We start from the raw sequence: 15,827 nt of genomic DNA on the forward strand, positions 1-15,827 counted from the left end.
TACACTTTCGATTATCTGATTAGATGCTACAGCCACGATAGGCTGCATCCTTGCGTCTGTCCTCCACAAATCGGACGATGCGCTGCACATCCTCCGGCTTGTAGAAAATCTTGTGTCCTATCTGCGAGTAAGCCAGCGTACCGTTGTCGCGGAGCGTCTGCAAGGTTCGCGGACTGATTCGCAACTGTTGGCAGACTTCCTGGTTGTCCATCCAACGGCTGAGCCGTTTCCCTTCCCTCTTGCGGAGGATTTCATTCACCCGGTCGGACAGGCGGTTGAGCTTGCCGACCATTTCCTCATACTTGCTTTTTGAAATGATTACTACTTCCATACTCATTATATTTACTGTTTGTTCTTCTTTTTGCCAGCAAAGTAAAGCCGTTGTCCGCTTGAAACAATGGATTTGCAATAAAGTGGCAGCTTGTGGCAGCAAGTGGTCGGGAGTGGCGTTATCCGCCAAACCCGTGACGGCTGTTCCAAGCGTCCGTGATGCAAAGAAAAGCGAAGTCCGGCATAATCCGACCGCATTGCACCTGCGTGGCAGCATTTGGCGTCGATGTGGTAGTCTGTGGCGTTCTTCGGTTTCTCAAAGTGCATTTCCTTAAATCCGTCCTGACCGCTCCAATTAAGCCCTTAAAATTTCCAATGCCCGTTTCATGTACTATGGCAAAACGGCGCAGTGCGAACCGTTCCGGCAATGTGTAAAGTGCAAAACCATACATTGTTGCCCCACTCAATCCAATCCTTTGACTGTCTGTTTTATAGCCATTTCCTTTGCAACCGATAATCGGTCAAATGTGCGCACAACGACCAACATTGTTAAACATTTAATTCAGACAAGTATGAAGAAGAATTTAAGCAACCAAAGTATGGATGCAACATTGCAGGACTTTTTAGGCAACAAGCCGAGTTTGGAAACCCCGAAGCCTGAACCCCAGCCTGCCGACACGCAGGAAAAGACAAGCGAAGTTGTACTGGAACAGGCAGGTGAAGCTGTGCCGAAACAAGTGGATGAAACTCCGCAGGTGGTACGCCGTATCAGCGGCAAGCAGCGGCGGGCATCGTTGGAAGAGTATAAGGAAACATTCCTTTCCGTTCCGTCCATCGAAGACCGCAAGCCCGTATTCCTCAGCCGCAGCACGCGCGACGCCCTTGACCGTATCGTCCGTATGTTCGGCGAGCGACGTATGAGCGTGTCGGGACTGGTGGAGAACATCGCCCGGCAGCACCTTGACACCTACAGGGAGGACATCGAGGCATGGCGTAAACTCTGAGAATTAAGAAGTGGATTAACGGGGAGCAATTCAGAGTTACCCTGAACCAATCCAACGGAGTTTTGAGGGGAGCAAGTTTGTGTTTCGGGCATACCGAAACCGCTTGCTTCCACTCATGAACTCCGTGGAAGCCGCATCCCGTTGGTCTAATCAGTAATCGCATTCTAATCATTAGAAATTAAAAGCCAATGGAGCATAAACGTAAAATCAACAACAAAAACAAAGGAGGTCGCCCCAAGAAGGGAGCGGCAGACAAACTGAAATACCGCCTTACGGTGAAGATGGCGACATCGGACTACTACACGCTGAAAGGCAAGGCACGGAGCGCAGGCATATCCGCCGGGGAGTTCCTGCGCCGTTGCATGAGGGAGGGGCAGGTGAAGGAACGGCTCACGCCGGAACATACTGGTTACGTCCGCCAACTCTGCGGCATGGCGAACAACCTGAACCAGCTTGCACACAAGGCGAATGCGGCGGGCTTCGTCACGGTGAGGATGGAGTGCCGTGTGCTCGTGGCACGGATTGAGGAACTGCTGAATTTAATCCTCTTATGACAGCCGGATATGATAGCTAAAATCGTAAAGGGAAGCAGTTTTAGGGGTGTGGTAAACTACATTCTTGACAAGGGAAAGGACGCTAAAATCCTTGTCTGCGACAGCCTTTTTGTCGAGGACAAGGACACGATAACTATGAGCTTCGAGGCGCAATCAAAAATGAATCCAAAGGTTACGAAGCCTGTCGGACACATCTCGTTGGCTTTCCATAAGGAGGATGAACACCGCCTGACCGACCGCGCAATGGCTGGAATAGCGTTGGAATACCTGAAGGAAATGGGAATAACCGACACGCAGATTCTCATCGTACGCCACTTCGACAAGGAGCATCCGCATGTGCATATAGCGTTCAACCGCATTGCCAACAACGGCAGGACAATCAGTGACCGGAACGAACGGATACGCAGCGCACGCATCTGTAAGGAGATTACAAGGAAGTACAGCCTTTATCTCTCCAGTGGCAAGGAGCGTGTGAAGCAGCACCGCCTGAAAGAGCCGGACAAGACCAAGTACGGGCTTTACTCCATCCTTAAATCGGAGGTTTCAAGGTGTGGAAACTGGAACATGCTTACCGCTAATCTGAAGAAACAAGGCGTGGAAATTCAGTTCAAGTACAAGGGCAAGTCGGACGAGGTGCAGGGTATAGTTTTCACCATGAACGGCTATTCGTTCAGCGGCTCCAAGATTGACAGGCGGTTCAGCTATTCCAAGATAGATGCTGCATTGGAACGTAACAGACATACCGAGCGAATGGAAATGTCACCCTCTTCGCGTCATGAAGAACTGCCCACGTTTCAACCAGAATCAAGGGGAAACGATGATTTGTACAGCGGTTCGATTGGTCTTTTCATGCCGGACAACGCGGACGGACAGGCTGAGGAAAACCGTTTCGAGGAAGAATTAAAACGCAGGAACAAGAAAAAGAAACAACGTAAAATAGGATTCTAAAAATGGATAATAATGAAGTTTATGCGCTCTTTGAGGACATCAAGAATGGCCTCAAGGGTATCAACGAGAAGTTGGAGAACGCTCCAAAAGTAGCAAATGCCCAGTCAGACGGACAGCCTCCGGCGGTGGACTTGAACCCCATAAAGGAGCTGTTCGAGAATTCCGCAAAAGAGCATCAAGCACAGACCAAAGCCATGCTGACCAAGTTCGGGGAAGCGGAAGTAAAGACATCGAACAGAATATTAGGCTTGTTGCGTGATTTGAAAGAGGCGTTTATTACCTACTCGGAAGAGCGGAAGGACGAGCCGCAGGAGCATATCCACCGTCATCAATTCGACATCAAGTCCAACAGGATGTTTTCTCTTTTGGTTGGCATGGGTATCGTGTGCAGCCTTTCCATCTGGGGCAACATCGAGCTTTGGAAATCCAAGCGTCAGTATGCGGACGATGCGTTGAAGTTCCGCGTCATCCGCTCATGGGGTGGTTGCAATGCCAATCATATCCTTTGGCTGAATGACGTGTTCGACATCCACCGCAACGAGGAAACTATCGAATGGATACGGCAAGAGGCTGACGGCTACGACAAGGGGTTAAAGACTTTGTCCGACAGTCTGATGCAGGAGAAATTGAAAGTGACACGAATGAAGAATAACAATAACCAAAAGTAACGTGAATGGCATCGGTAAAAGTGAAATTCCGTCCTTCTGCCACAGATGGCAGGGAGAGCAGCATCTACTATCAGGTGATACACAACCGCGCGGTCCGCCAGATTACGGCAGACCTGCATGTACATGAAGGCGAGTGGAACGCTGGAACCTCGTCCGTAACGATTCCCACTTGGGCTGATGCGGACAGGAAGCATCACCTCCACATGATTCAAAAACATATCAGCCGTGACGTACTGCGGCTTGAAAACATCATCCGCGACCTGACGCTCAAAAGTGTCTGTTCGGCAGATGCCATTGTGGACGTCTATCGAAAACAGACAAGCCTGCAATCGTTCTTCAATTTCATGGATTCCGTCATCGGACAACTGAAACGCCTGAACAGGGAACGCACATCAGAAACCTATGCGTCTGCTTTGTCCAGTTTCATGCGTTTCAGGCGGAACAAGGATATACAGTTAGACGACATGGATGAAGACTTGATAATGGAATACGAGGCATGGCTGAAAACAAATGGCGTATCCCTGAATACCATATCTTTCTATATGCGCATCCTTCGCGCCACATACAACCGTGCCGTGGAGAAGGAACTGACCGCACAGAAATATCCCTTCAGGCATGTCTATACGGGAATGGACAAGACCGTGAAACGCGCCATATCCCTGAAGGACATCCGGCGCATCAAGGAACTTGACCTGACGGGAAAGCCGCATTGGGAACTGGCAAGGGATATGTTCCTCTTTTCGTTTTACACCCGTGGAATGTCGTTCATTGACATGGCTTATTTGAAGAAGTCGGACTTGAAAAACGGCATATTGAGTTACCGGAGGCACAAGACCGGACAACAACTCCACATCAGGTGGGAAAGCTGCATGGAGGAAACCGTGGCGAAATATGCCGCAGGATGTTCCGGTGATTACCTGCTCCCTATCCTGAAACTGCCTTCCAAAAAGCTACGCAGCCAATACAAAAGCACGCTGTTCCGCATCAACAAGTACCTGAAAGAAATTGCCCGACTGTGCGGCATTGCCGCGCCGCTTACCATGTACGTGAGCCGCCACTCTTGGGCGAGCATCGCCAAAAGCAAGAACATACCGATTTCTGTAATCAGCGAGGGCATGGGACATGATTCGGAGGAAACCACGCGCATATACCTCGCGTCATTGGACGGTTCGGTGATAGACAAAGCGAACTTGCTTATCCTGAAAGACTTGTAATCAGAATTTGTTTGGGAACAATGACGGTACTTCTGTCGGGAGAGGATTGTACCTGATATTCAACTGGTTTCTTCTTTACTTATGAAACAATTACTCTTTTTGTGCCGTTTTTACATCCTCATAGGTCATTTTTGCAAGACTAAACTTGCCCATTTTTCACAAAAATGTGTAATTTTGCATCCGATAGTGTATCTTCCGACAGGAGATACACCTTAACCAAAGTGTATCAACGTGCCTGAAACAGCCGACATATTGGAGAACAGCATCTTGCAGGCTTCCCCCGGATTGCTGTCAACCCTGCTCAAAGACCATACGACGAGCAGGGGCGATGCCGTGTGCAACATATTCTGGGCGACTTCCGACTATGAACGCCTTGGCAAAGGGTATGGCTACCATGACCCGATATTGCTCGAACTCATTACGGGTGACAACGGTAATGTCATCATGCCCCGTGTCCTGAAGCACAAGGATACCCAGTCGGCACGTATCCGTGACATGGCGGAGGTGTTCACCCCTGCGTGGGTATGCAACGCACAGAACAACCTGATTGACGAGGCGTGGTTCGGCAGGAAAGACGTATTCAATATGGAATACACGTCAGAGGACGGCACGCACGGCTGGAAAACGAATCCCGAAAGAATAAATTTTCCCGAAGGAAAGACATGGAAGGATTATGTCCGTGACACACGTCTTGAAATCACCTGCGGCGAAGCACCCTATATCGTCAGCCGCTATGATGCCACCACAGGCGCGGTCATTCCGCTTGCCGACCGTATCGGACTGCTTGACCGCAAACTGCGTGTTGTCAGTGAGAACACCGAGACTTCCGGTGAATGGCTGGAAGCCGCGCAGGAGACTTACAAGAGCCTTTATGCCTATGAATGGCAGGGCGACAGTCTGCTCATCGCCCGTGAATCCATGCTTGCCTCTTTTGTGGAATACTACCGTGCCAAGTTCGGGAAAGACCCGTTTGCGAAGTCCGTGAACTACATCGCCTACATCATTTCGTGGAACGTGTGGCAGATGGACGGGTTGAAAGGTGTTGTGCCTAACAGTTGCCACGAAAGGGTGGAAATGTCCACAGACCTTTTCGGGGAAACCACACGGACAGTGACCACCTGTGAGGGATGCCGCACGGACAACATTTTCAGGCATAACGGCACTTATTGCCTCATAAAGGACTGGCGTGCCAAAGACCCGCAGACCGGGCGTAAAGGCAAGCGAATCCGATACATTGACCTCCTAAAATGAATGCCTATGAAATACTTTTCTTCCCTTAAACTGAAGCTGATATACGTGTTCCGCATCAACGATGCCGAACATAAGGATTGTCTGAAGATAGGCGAGGCTACCTGTGACGATGAGAACGTCATCGGACTGGCGCCCAACAGCAAGCCTTTGAATGAGGCGGCAAGGAAGCGCATCAACCAGTACACGCAGACCGCAGGCATACACTACGAACTGTTACACACCGAACTGACGCTGTACAACCGTGGCGGCTTGCGTTCGTTCAACGACAAGGAGGTACATGCCGTATTGGAGCGTTCAGGCGTAAAGAGGAAGGTATTTGACATGGAGAACAAGGCTAACGAATGGTTCATGACCAGCCTTGATGTCGTAAAGCGTGCCATTGCAGCCGTCAAGGAGGGCAAGGAATCCCTTTTGCCGGGAGAGGTAACAAACGGGCGCAGCCCCATTGTGTTCCGCCCCGAACAGAGGGAAGCCATTGAGAAGACGGAAAGGCAGTTCAGGAAAGGCAACCAGATGCTCTGGAACGCCAAGATGCGTTTCGGCAAGACCCTTTCCGCCCTACAAGTGGTCAAGGACATGGATTTCAAGCGGACGCTCATCCTGACCCACCGCCCCGTGGTGGACAGCGGATGGTTCGAGGATTTCGGCAAGATATTCTATGACCGCAACGACTTCGCTTACGGTTCCAAGAACAACGGGGAAAGCCATGCAAACCTTGAGCGCAGGGCAAAGATTGAGGGATTGCATTATGTCTATTTCGCCTCCATGCAGGACTTGCGCGGCTCTGAACTTGTCGGCGGCAACCTCGACAAGAACAATGAGGTGTTCGCCACACCTTGGGACTTGGTTATCGTGGACGAGGCGCACGAGGGAACGCAGACCGAACTCGGCAAGGCAGTGATGGCTGAGTTGGTCAAGGAGGATACAAAAGTCCTGCGTCTGTCAGGAACGCCGTTCAATCTCTTAGACGATTTCAAGGAGAACGAAATCTACACATGGGACTACGTGATGGAGCAGCGTGCCAAACTGGAATGGGACAAGACCCACTTCGGCGACCCCAACCCGTATGCGACACTGCCAGCCATGAACATCTACACCTACGACCTCGGACGTTTGTTGAAAGAGTTTGTCGATGAGGACGTGGCTTTCAATTTCCGCGAGTTTTTCCGTGTGGACAAGGACGGCGGTTTTGTCCATGAACGTGACGTTTCCGCTTTTCTCAACCTGCTTACCAAAGAGGACAAGGAAAGCTGTTATCCTTTCGCCAACGAAGAATACCGCAATGTTTTCCGCCATACGCTGTGGATGGTGCCGGGCGTAAAGGAGGCAAAAGCGTTGAGTGCGTTGTTGCAACGACATCCCGTGTTCCAGCATTTCCATGTTGTCAATGTGGCGGGCGACGGCGACGAGGACGAGGAAAACCGCGGTGCGCTTGAAATGGTAAATGAGGCTATCGGAAAAGACCCAGACGCGACACGTACCATCACCCTGTCCTGCGGACGCCTGACCACGGGCGTGAGCGTTCCGGCATGGACAGCCGTGTTCATGCTTTCCGGTTCGTACAATACGGCGGCATCCAGCTATATGCAGACCATCTTCCGCGTGCAGACACCCGCCACCATCAATGGACGGGTGAAGGAGCAGTGTTACGTGTTTGACTTTGCGCCAGACCGCACGCTGAAAGTGCTTGCCGAGACTGCGAAGATTTCTGCCAAGGCAGGCAAGACCTCGCAGGACGACCGCAAGACGATGGGCGACTTCCTCAATTTCTGCCCGGTCATTTCCATCGAAGGCTCGCGCATGGACAAGTTTGACGTGCCGCGTATGCTGGAGCAGTTGAAGAAGGTCTATGTGGAGCGTGTGGTGCGCAACGGATTCGAGGACAACAGCCTGTACAATGATGAGTTATTGAAACTGGATGACTTGGAATTGAAGGAGTTCGACGACCTGAAGAAAATCATCGGTCAGACCAAGGCTATGCCCAAGACCAATCAGGTGGACATCAACAACCAAGGGTTGACGGGAGAAGAATACGAGGAAAAAGAGAAACTGGAGAAAAAGCCCAAGAAGGAACTGACCGAGGAGGAGAAGCGCAGACTGGAGGAACTGAAAAAGAAGACGAAGAACCGCGAGGCGGCTATCTCCATTCTCCGTGGCATATCCATCCGTATGCCCCTGCTCATATACGGTGCGGAACTGGACAACGAGGACGAGGAAATCACCATCGATAATTTCGCCGAGAAGATAGACCCGCGCTCATGGGAGGAGTTCATGCCCAAAGGGGTGAGCAAGCAGAAGTTCAACGCATTCAAGAAATACTACGACCCGGATATCTTCCGTGCCGCAGGTAAGCGCATCCGTGCGATGGCGAAAGCGGCTGACAAGTTGAGTGTGGAGGAGCGCATCGGGCGCATTACGGACATCTTCAGCACGTTCCGTAATCCCGACAAGGAAACGGTGCTTACTCCGTGGCGTGTGGTGAACATGCACCTCGGCGACTGTTTGGGAGGCTACTGCTTTTTTGACAAGGATTATGAGCATACTATTGACGAGCCGCACTTCATCGACCACGGCAAGGTGACGGAAGAAGTGTTCACTCCTGACAGCCGCATCCTTGAAATCAATTCCAAGTCGGGCTTGTACCCGCTTTACATGGCTTATGGCATTTACCGCTCCCGACTGAAGGACAGCACCATTTCTGCCGAAACGCTTGAAGAACAGCAGGCGGTATGGGACAAGACCGTTGTCGAAAACATCTTCGTGGTCTGCAAGACACCGATGGCGAAAAGTATTACCAAGCGGACGCTGGTGGGCTTCCGCAAGGCAAAGACAAATATGTGGGCACCAGATGACCTTATCAACAAAATCAAGAATCAACCGGAACTTTTCATCAAAAAGGTACATGATTTAGCTGGAAATAATATGAAATTCAATGCAGTAGTGGGAAATCCACCATATCAAGAAGTCGTAGCTCAGAAAGAAACCGATAATGGACAAAAACGTAGCAGCAGTATTTTCCAATACTTTCAAACAATAAGTGAGAAACTTGGAAGGTACACATCGTTAATCTATCCCGGTTCAAGATGGATTCATAGGTCAGGTAAAGGACTTGAAAAGTTCGGATTGGCGCAGATGAACGACTGCCATTTAGTATTACTTGAATTTTTCCCGTGTTCAACAGATATATTTAAGGATGTTGCTATAGCAGATGGACTTTCTATCGTATTAAAAGACCTGAATAAAACTCAGTCGGGATTCAAGTATGTATATTCTAAAAATGGGAATAAGATAGAAATTGAAGCAAGCTGTCCAAGAAATACGTTATTCGCTCTTAATCCACATGATGTTGAGATTACAAAGAAACTCGATGCGATTATTTCAAAATATGCTTGTTTGCATGATTCGGTATTATCGCAAAAGTTATTTGGCATTGAAAGCGATTTTGTTGAAAAAAATCCTTCTCTTGTCAGGGAATATAATGATGGAGATTATTTCAATCCAGATACAGAAATAAAGCTGTTTACCAATGACAAGGCTGGGAAAAGTGGTCGTGCACGTTGGTATGTAGCAAACAAGGGTGTTATTTCTTCGGGAACAGAATACTTAGGACAATGGAAAGTCATTGTTTCAAGTGCGAATGCCGGAGGACAAAAGCGAAGTAATCAAATAGCAGTAATAGACAACCATAGTGCGTTTGGGCGTTCACGAGTAGCCTTAAAAACTTTTGAAACAGAGAAGGAAGCACGTAATTTTTTAAAATATGCAACCAGTGAGATTATTCGATTTGCTTTTTTGATGACAGACGAATCGCTGACATCCTTGGCAAAGAAAGTTCCTGATTTATTAAACTATACCGATAGTAACGGGTTAATTGATTATAATGAAGATGTTAATATGCAGTTATACAGACTTTTTAGCATAGATGATACACAGCAGAAATATATAAAAGAAAGACTTTGCTAAAAGATAAATTCGCCAATGAAATAGTGAGAATAAGAACTTAATTTATATTCTTATTCTCGCTATAAAATTATGCTTCTACTGCACTATTTTCACCATATTTCATATAGTCATATAACACAAGTAATCTATTGTAATCTGTACTCCCTTTAGGGGAGAATGATTTTAAATATGTTTCAAGGGTATCTAACGGAATTTGCTTAGATATTATCCCGTAAGCAATAGCCATATTTTTACTACTCATTGGAATGTCTGAATCATTTTCAATATCCTCAATTGTTGTATGGCTATTGTGAACTTTTCTTTTTTCATTTAACTTTTCCCTTAAATCAGATATTTTCTTATACTGATTTTGTTTGAGTTTTTCAGCAGCAACCAAATCATGATTTATGGTTGAAAAGCCATAAATTGGAAAATATTGGCTTGACTGTATGGGATATTTGTCTATAATTGAAATTCTTTGCGCATTGGCCTCTTCCATTATGGCAAAATAATCTGCAAGCATTTCTTTTTGCGTAAGATATTGATAGTTAATAGTTTTCTTGGAGCCGATAGCTATAACTTTGTCTCCATTGGCTAAAGAATCAATATCCTCTGTTATATATACCTTGATTCCATTTGTGCCAGCGTATATATCACCAACAATTGATTGTACCTTTCTTACATCCATTGCAGATATTGGCAAATGTAATTCTGAAAGTGCATTGTATATTTCCTCAAAATTATCTGTTTTTATTTTGTTAATTCTAATACTCGTGTTTGAATCTATTACTACATCAAACTCAACGACATCAGTTTTCATCTCGTTTTCCTTATACTCAACCACTAAGAAATTATTTCGTATTCTTTCTGAAACAGATGAATTTGCATCAACATATGAAAAAATAGTCCTTAAAATAGATTTGATATTATTGTCACCTAAATTATATCCAATAAATATTATCGGGTTATGAATAAACAGTGATAACAGCTGAGCTCGAATTAATTCGTATTTATTTTCAAATGCCTCATAATCTTTTGATGTAATTATTATTGAACTTGGCTTTGTTACACATCCATGAATCTTATAGACACTGCCATATGGATTACTCAACAATATATCATTACCTATTAAAGGTTTAAATGTAAAGACCTCCTCTATAAAATTATCGTAATTTGTTGTTATAATGGAACTTATATTCTTTCTTATTTTAGTAAAAGCAGATAATTCTTCTTTCTTCTCTGTTTTGAAGTCTGTGTTTTTTAACAAATCAGCAATATATATTTTGAAGCGGCTTACATTCTCACCCTTTTTCATTCCCTCAAAAAATCTATCATTAACTGTCTTAAAGCGTCCATTTCGGTCTTTTTCCAAACTTCGATTAAAAAAATCTTCAACTTCTTTAGCAATTTCAGGATATTGGTAATAGCCCTCTTTTTGATGACGAGACTTAATATTGAGGTAATCTTCTTCATCTTTTGTTACGTCAAGGATGATTTGCTTTAAAAGGTTATCCCATGAATAAGAATTTTTGAGATAACGAAGACTTAATCCAGTTCCTATAAAAAGAACAGGATGATTAGTGTATTTAGCGATAAATTCTTTTATTTGCATATATGTCGTATTATAATTTTGCAAATATAGAAAAAAGATACGAGAAAAGTCTCATCATCTTCTAATATATAGGAATTTGGGAATTAAAGTTTGTATTCATCTTTCACAAAATAGACTGTTTTTCAAGGCTTTTATTTCAAAGGTTTTTTAACTATTTTAATTCGTGTACATAGAGTTTATATCAAGCTTATTTTGTACTTTTGCATTTGTTGATTGACTTATTGGAGATGAGCAGAATGGTGAACTTCAAAGGTTTCTAAACCATTACCTATTCTCTTTTTATTTGATGATAACTTTCTGATTTACAGCTATATTTTATTTAATGCAACATTTGTGAAAACAGAAAAGACAAACAAGTCCCGTACAAGTTCATGGGTGGCGTTCTTCATGGGTGCGTTCATGAGCGTCTGTATCTCCGTTTGGGTGAGGTAGCCCCTGTCCACGTTTTCGGGAGAGTTGATATATCCGGCAAAGGGATTGAACGGCAAACGCCCGTCGTTCCTCGCAATGGAAACTATGTGTTTCAACATAATCATGTAGCCCCACACGGTATTGGTGCGGCATTTCTTCTCCGTGCGCAAAAAATACTCGAAGTCGTTGATAAACGTAAGGTTGAGTTCCTTTAACGGAATATCCTCTCTCTTGTAGGTATGGGGCAAAAACTCCCGAATATGGTTGCAGACCGTCCGATAACGGGTAAATGTACCCTGCGCCCTGCTGTGCCCGACTTTCTTCTCAAATTCGGCGTTGTGCTGCTCGAATAGCTTTAACAAGGTTTCTTGCTTGATGCCGATACCGAGATAGGCGTCTTTGAGTTTGGCGGCGGTAACATAACCGTCCGTCTGCATTAACTCTTGATAGCGGCGGTTTACCTCCACACGGATTTTATCTACTGCAAGGTTGATTCTCTGCGCTTCGACGCTCTTGCCCGAAGCACGGCTGTTCTTCACATCCCACAAGCGTGGGGGAACGTCCATCTTGCAACTGAACTGTTTAATCTCGCCGTCCACCGTGATACGGCACATCAGAGGCAGGTTGCCGTTCGGCTTCTCGCTGCCTTTCTTCACGTAAAATAATACCTTGAATGTACTTCGCATAACTCACTCCTTTTTTGGTTACAAAATTAGTTCTTAGTGAGTTACCGACAGCTATGTAAATCAACACAAAACGCAGAAAAAGAACCTTTTAGCAAGAAATCTGCATCCGTTACGGGAGTAACGAGGTGGTAACTGAACTTCTGCACCGTTTGGCTTCGAGGTGGTATTTCGTTGGCTCTGCCCCATAGAAAAACAAAGCGTAACGAACGCTCTATCAGCTAATTCGCTACGCTTTGCCCAAATTTACTTTTTCGCTATGTGTTTATTTTACAGAATACAATCCGCAACCTGAATCGTAATAACCGGATACCGATTTGCCCGTACCACAAAATATCAGTAAGTTTGCAGAAAACAATCTACAAGTAATGACCAGTTATATTTTCCTTGACACCCTTCGCTTCTTTGCCCATCACGGCGTGGGCGAACAAGAAACCGTGGTAGGCAATGAGTTTACCGTCAGCCTGCGCCTGCAAGTTGATATCCAGCGTGCGGCAGAAACGGACGACGTAGCCGACACCGTGAGCTATGCCGATGTACATACAGCTGTGAAGGCAGAGATGGACATCCCTTCCAAACTATTGGAACATGTATGCGGGCGAATTATAAACCGATTGTTCCGCGACTTCCCACAGATAGAAGAGATAACGCTCAAGCTGGCAAAGCGCAATCCACCGATGGGCGCGGATATAGAGGCTGCAGGAGTGGAAATATGCCAACGCCGCGGAGAATGACAGATTGCTGAATCACCCCATTCACTATTGATACACAGACACTTCCCACTGCAAAGACACTGCATGCTTTTTGCAGTGGCGCTGCAAACGGTTTGCAGTAACACTGCACATATATTTGCAGTAGTACTGCAACAGCTTTGCAGTAACGCTGCAACAGATATGCAGTAGCACTGCAAAATGTATACAGAAGTTCTGCAGTGAGCATGCAGCAACTTTTCTGCCGTAGAATACAACCATTGATACCAATATTCCGTACCTTTGCCCCATCATCAACAAAAAGTCAATGAGAAACGCTATACAACGACTGGCATTACTCCCCATCGTCGCTCTCTTCCTGCTACCGGCCGCTTGCCACCGGACGGACGGACGGGCAGAAGCTTTATTGAACAACGCCGACTCATTGCTGACAGCAAATCCGGACAGTGCTCTGCGACTGCTGGAGGCACTGCCTGCAACCACCGAACTTACACGTCGGGAGTCTGCCCGATACGCCCTGCTGCTGGCACAAGCCACAGACAAATGCGAAAAACCTCTGCTACCCTGCGACTCGCTACTGGACGTGGCACTGGATTATTATGACGATGACGAGCGCGAACGAGCCGTGGCACTTCTCTATAAAGGAAGACTGGAAGTGGAAATGGAACAAAGCGAACGGGCCATCGGCTTCTTGCTAGAAGGACTGGAAATCATAAAGAAATTCCCCCAAGAGATTGAAACCAGAAAATATCTATTCAGCTCATTGGGAAACGAATACTTTGATGCACGGCTGTACGAGAAAGCAGGAAAGGCGTATCAAGAACTTTACAAATGTTGCACCACGGATAAAGACAAGTCGATAGCATTGAACAGCCTTGCCTCTTTTTATGCTGTAACAGAAAAAGAAGACTCTGCACTTATACTTCAATGTAAGGCTTTGGAATACGCCCAAATATCGAAAGATTCTGCCATGATTGCAACAACAGCCCTTAATCTCAGTGTAGAATATTCCAGTAAAGAAGCGAATGATACAGCCTTATATTATGCGCGAATGTCCTTACAATGGCTTCCCGGAAACAAAAATAGAAGTGATTATCACGCCAATATTGGCAATATATTCTTGGATAAAGAAGAAAGAGATTCTGCCATATATTATATAAACAAAAAAATAGAAGATAGCACAAATATAAAAGGACGGGCAAATGCTCTATTAAACTTATCTTATATAAAAGAAGAGCAAGGGGATTATCAAGCAACCACAGAATTACTATATCAGTTTGTAGACATCATTGACTCAATATATTTCACCGAGCAATCCAATAAGATACAGCAACTTATCCATAAGTATGACTCCCAAACAAAAGTAAAGGAAGAACAGTTTAAAGGACAAAAAAAACTAAGGACAGCGATCGCATGTTTCACATTCTGCTGCTTCCTCATTGCCCTCTTCTATCAACATCGCATAAACAAAAGAAAAAGGCTGCAACTCATCAATGAGCAAAACCTGAAACAAGCCCAAGAAAAGCTCACTTCTTTGGAAACCACCATCGAAGAGAGTCACCGCATTGTAGTTCTATTGCAGAGGGAGCATTCTACATTAATACAAGAAAAAGAAAAAAACAATCAAGAAATACAAGAGCGGGAAAACCAAATAAAGAAACTGAAAGAAGAAAAACTGGCTTTGCGCAACTGGCTGTTCAAACAAAGCGACATATACAAGAAGATAATAAAACTCTCCAAACAAAACGTGTCAAGTAAAAAAGAACGAAGTGTACTGACAGATGCAGAACTGAAAAAACTAAAGGAAACCGTATTGGATATTTATATTGATTACATAGCTGGCATAAAAGCCCAATATCCCAAATTGACAGATGAAGACTTATTATTTCTCTGCTTAGATGAAATTGGGTTCTCTTCTCAAACAATATCCCTTTGTTTTGGCAATATCGACACACATGCCCTTGCCCAACGAAAATACCGCATGAAAAAGGAACGGATGTAGCTAAAGAATAAGTAAGTGTGATTATTCTAAACACAATACATCTGCAAATCAACACCTTACAAAAAACAAGTGTGATTGATTTCATGCTTACATTTTAGTTTTTCCCTCTAACTTTGCCGCCATAAATCGATAAAACAACGAATAATGAAAGCAAAGTTATTTATGATTCTTTTAGTGGTACTCTTTATTGTACCGATAAGTGGAGCAGCTAATAAGCCAAGAAAACGCCCAGTCCTTTTGAGGAAGCATGAAACACGCAAAAATGTGCTTCCACGCATCCCTATAGACTATACTATAGATGTAAGCAATAACGATAACTGTCTGCAAATACTATTTCAGTTTCCATTGCATGAATCCGACATCACCGTAGCAGATAAAAATGGGAACATCGTAATCAACGAACAACAAACCTCCATTTACGAAGGTAAAACATTGTATATCTATACACCTGAAGATTATCCTTATACAATAGAAATAACCTCCCCTGCTGTAGACATCACGGGAGAAATCACATTAGAGGAAGAGGATTAACCAACATATTATTTACATTTTAAACAA

Annotated in this window: 13 protein-coding genes and 1 pseudogene; 10 read left to right on the top strand and 4 right to left on the bottom strand. The window is 45.2% G+C overall.

The window, feature by feature from the left end; genetic code table 11:
• Window positions 1–19: 19 nt before the first annotated feature.
• Both ITJ87_RS00075 and ITJ87_RS00080 read right to left on the bottom strand, forming a co-directional pair.
• Complete coding sequence (locus ITJ87_RS00075) at window positions 20–331, bottom strand: helix-turn-helix domain-containing protein (protein WP_195690906.1); 312 nt, start codon at window positions 329–331, stop codon at window positions 20–22.
• 11 nt (window positions 332–342) lie between these two features.
• Window positions 343–597 (bottom strand): hypothetical protein, encoded by a 255-nt coding sequence (locus ITJ87_RS00080; protein WP_195690905.1) that lies wholly within the window; start codon window positions 595–597, stop codon window positions 343–345.
• 245 nt (window positions 598–842) lie between these two features.
• Between ITJ87_RS00080 and ITJ87_RS00085 the strand changes: the two genes are divergently transcribed.
• The 7 genes from ITJ87_RS00085 (at window position 843) to ITJ87_RS00115 (ending at window position 9,872) form a co-directional block, all read left to right on the top strand.
• Window positions 843–1,274 (top strand): DUF3408 domain-containing protein, encoded by a 432-nt coding sequence (locus ITJ87_RS00085; protein ID WP_195690904.1) that lies wholly within the window; start codon window positions 843–845, stop codon window positions 1,272–1,274.
• A gap of 188 nt (window positions 1,275–1,462) precedes the next feature.
• Window positions 1,463–1,828 (top strand): plasmid mobilization relaxosome protein MobC, encoded by a 366-nt coding sequence (gene mobC, locus ITJ87_RS00090; RefSeq protein WP_178264635.1) that lies wholly within the window; start codon window positions 1,463–1,465, stop codon window positions 1,826–1,828.
• A 9-nt stretch (window positions 1,829–1,837) separates the two neighbouring features.
• Window positions 1,838–2,776: a relaxase/mobilization nuclease domain-containing protein gene (locus tag ITJ87_RS00095; RefSeq protein ID WP_195690903.1), complete on the top strand. Its 939-nt coding sequence runs from the start codon at window positions 1,838–1,840 to the stop codon at window positions 2,774–2,776.
• Between the two features lie 2 nt (window positions 2,777–2,778).
• Window positions 2,779–3,444, top strand: coding sequence for a hypothetical protein (locus ITJ87_RS00100; RefSeq protein ID WP_195690902.1), 666 nt, complete (start codon window positions 2,779–2,781; stop codon window positions 3,442–3,444).
• A gap of 5 nt (window positions 3,445–3,449) precedes the next feature.
• Window positions 3,450–4,658: a site-specific integrase gene (locus ITJ87_RS00105; RefSeq protein WP_195690901.1), complete on the top strand. Its 1,209-nt coding sequence runs from the start codon at window positions 3,450–3,452 to the stop codon at window positions 4,656–4,658.
• 231 nt (window positions 4,659–4,889) lie between these two features.
• A complete protein-coding gene (locus ITJ87_RS00110) occupies window positions 4,890–5,909 on the top strand; it encodes a restriction endonuclease subunit M (protein WP_120137855.1) in 1,020 nt (339 codons plus the stop codon).
• A gap of 6 nt (window positions 5,910–5,915) precedes the next feature.
• Window positions 5,916–9,872 carry an Eco57I restriction-modification methylase domain-containing protein gene (locus tag ITJ87_RS00115; RefSeq protein WP_120137856.1) on the top strand — a complete coding sequence of 1,319 codons (3,957 nt, stop codon included), beginning with the start codon at window positions 5,916–5,918 and terminating at the stop codon, window positions 9,870–9,872.
• A gap of 67 nt (window positions 9,873–9,939) precedes the next feature.
• Here the strand turns inward: ITJ87_RS00115 and ITJ87_RS00120 are convergent, their stop codons facing one another.
• Window positions 9,940–11,463, bottom strand: coding sequence for an SIR2 family protein (locus ITJ87_RS00120; RefSeq protein WP_120137854.1), 1,524 nt, complete (start codon window positions 11,461–11,463; stop codon window positions 9,940–9,942).
• Window positions 11,464–11,774: 311 nt separating this feature from the next.
• A pseudogene (locus ITJ87_RS00125) lies at window positions 11,775–12,560 on the bottom strand (site-specific integrase); the annotation flags it as partial.
• A 365-nt stretch (window positions 12,561–12,925) separates the two neighbouring features.
• Here ITJ87_RS00125 and folB point away from each other — a divergent pair.
• From folB to ITJ87_RS00140, 3 genes are all read left to right on the top strand, one after another.
• Entirely contained in the window at window positions 12,926–13,291 is a 366-nt protein-coding gene (gene folB, locus ITJ87_RS00130) for a dihydroneopterin aldolase (protein WP_117599988.1), read from the top strand.
• 283 nt (window positions 13,292–13,574) lie between these two features.
• A complete protein-coding gene (locus tag ITJ87_RS00135; protein WP_229135076.1) occupies window positions 13,575–15,269 on the top strand; it encodes a hypothetical protein in 1,695 nt (564 codons plus the stop codon).
• Window positions 15,270–15,413: 144 nt separating this feature from the next.
• Entirely contained in the window at window positions 15,414–15,800 is a 387-nt protein-coding gene (locus tag ITJ87_RS00140) for a DUF3244 domain-containing protein (protein WP_117966761.1), read from the top strand.
• Window positions 15,801–15,827 lie beyond the last annotated feature (27 nt).

The organism is Bacteroides sp. HF-162, from assembly GCF_015679285.1.
Lineage (GTDB): Bacteria > Bacteroidota > Bacteroidia > Bacteroidales > Bacteroidaceae > Bacteroides > Bacteroides uniformis.

What these genes read in the sequence shown, in the direction of transcription:
- ITJ87_RS00075 (WP_195690906.1), bottom strand. Translation starts at nt 331, where the DNA reads ATGGAAGTAGTAATCATTTCAAAAAGCAAGTATGAGGAAATGGTCGGC.
- ITJ87_RS00120 (WP_120137854.1), bottom strand. Translation starts at nt 11,463, where the DNA reads ATGCAAATAAAAGAATTTATCGCTAAATACACTAATCATCCTGTTCTT.
- ITJ87_RS00115 (WP_120137856.1), top strand. Translation starts at nt 5,916, where the DNA reads ATGAAATACTTTTCTTCCCTTAAACTGAAGCTGATATACGTGTTCCGC.
- ITJ87_RS00140 (WP_117966761.1), top strand. Translation starts at nt 15,414, where the DNA reads ATGAAAGCAAAGTTATTTATGATTCTTTTAGTGGTACTCTTTATTGTA.
- folB (WP_117599988.1), top strand. Translation starts at nt 12,926, where the DNA reads ATGACCAGTTATATTTTCCTTGACACCCTTCGCTTCTTTGCCCATCAC.
- ITJ87_RS00080 (WP_195690905.1), bottom strand. Translation starts at nt 597, where the DNA reads ATGCACTTTGAGAAACCGAAGAACGCCACAGACTACCACATCGACGCC.
- ITJ87_RS00095 (WP_195690903.1), top strand. Translation starts at nt 1,838, where the DNA reads ATGATAGCTAAAATCGTAAAGGGAAGCAGTTTTAGGGGTGTGGTAAAC.
- ITJ87_RS00085 (WP_195690904.1), top strand. Translation starts at nt 843, where the DNA reads ATGAAGAAGAATTTAAGCAACCAAAGTATGGATGCAACATTGCAGGAC.
- ITJ87_RS00135 (WP_229135076.1), top strand. Translation starts at nt 13,575, where the DNA reads ATGAGAAACGCTATACAACGACTGGCATTACTCCCCATCGTCGCTCTC.
- mobC (WP_178264635.1), top strand. Translation starts at nt 1,463, where the DNA reads ATGGAGCATAAACGTAAAATCAACAACAAAAACAAAGGAGGTCGCCCC.
- ITJ87_RS00100 (WP_195690902.1), top strand. Translation starts at nt 2,779, where the DNA reads ATGGATAATAATGAAGTTTATGCGCTCTTTGAGGACATCAAGAATGGC.
- ITJ87_RS00105 (WP_195690901.1), top strand. Translation starts at nt 3,450, where the DNA reads ATGGCATCGGTAAAAGTGAAATTCCGTCCTTCTGCCACAGATGGCAGG.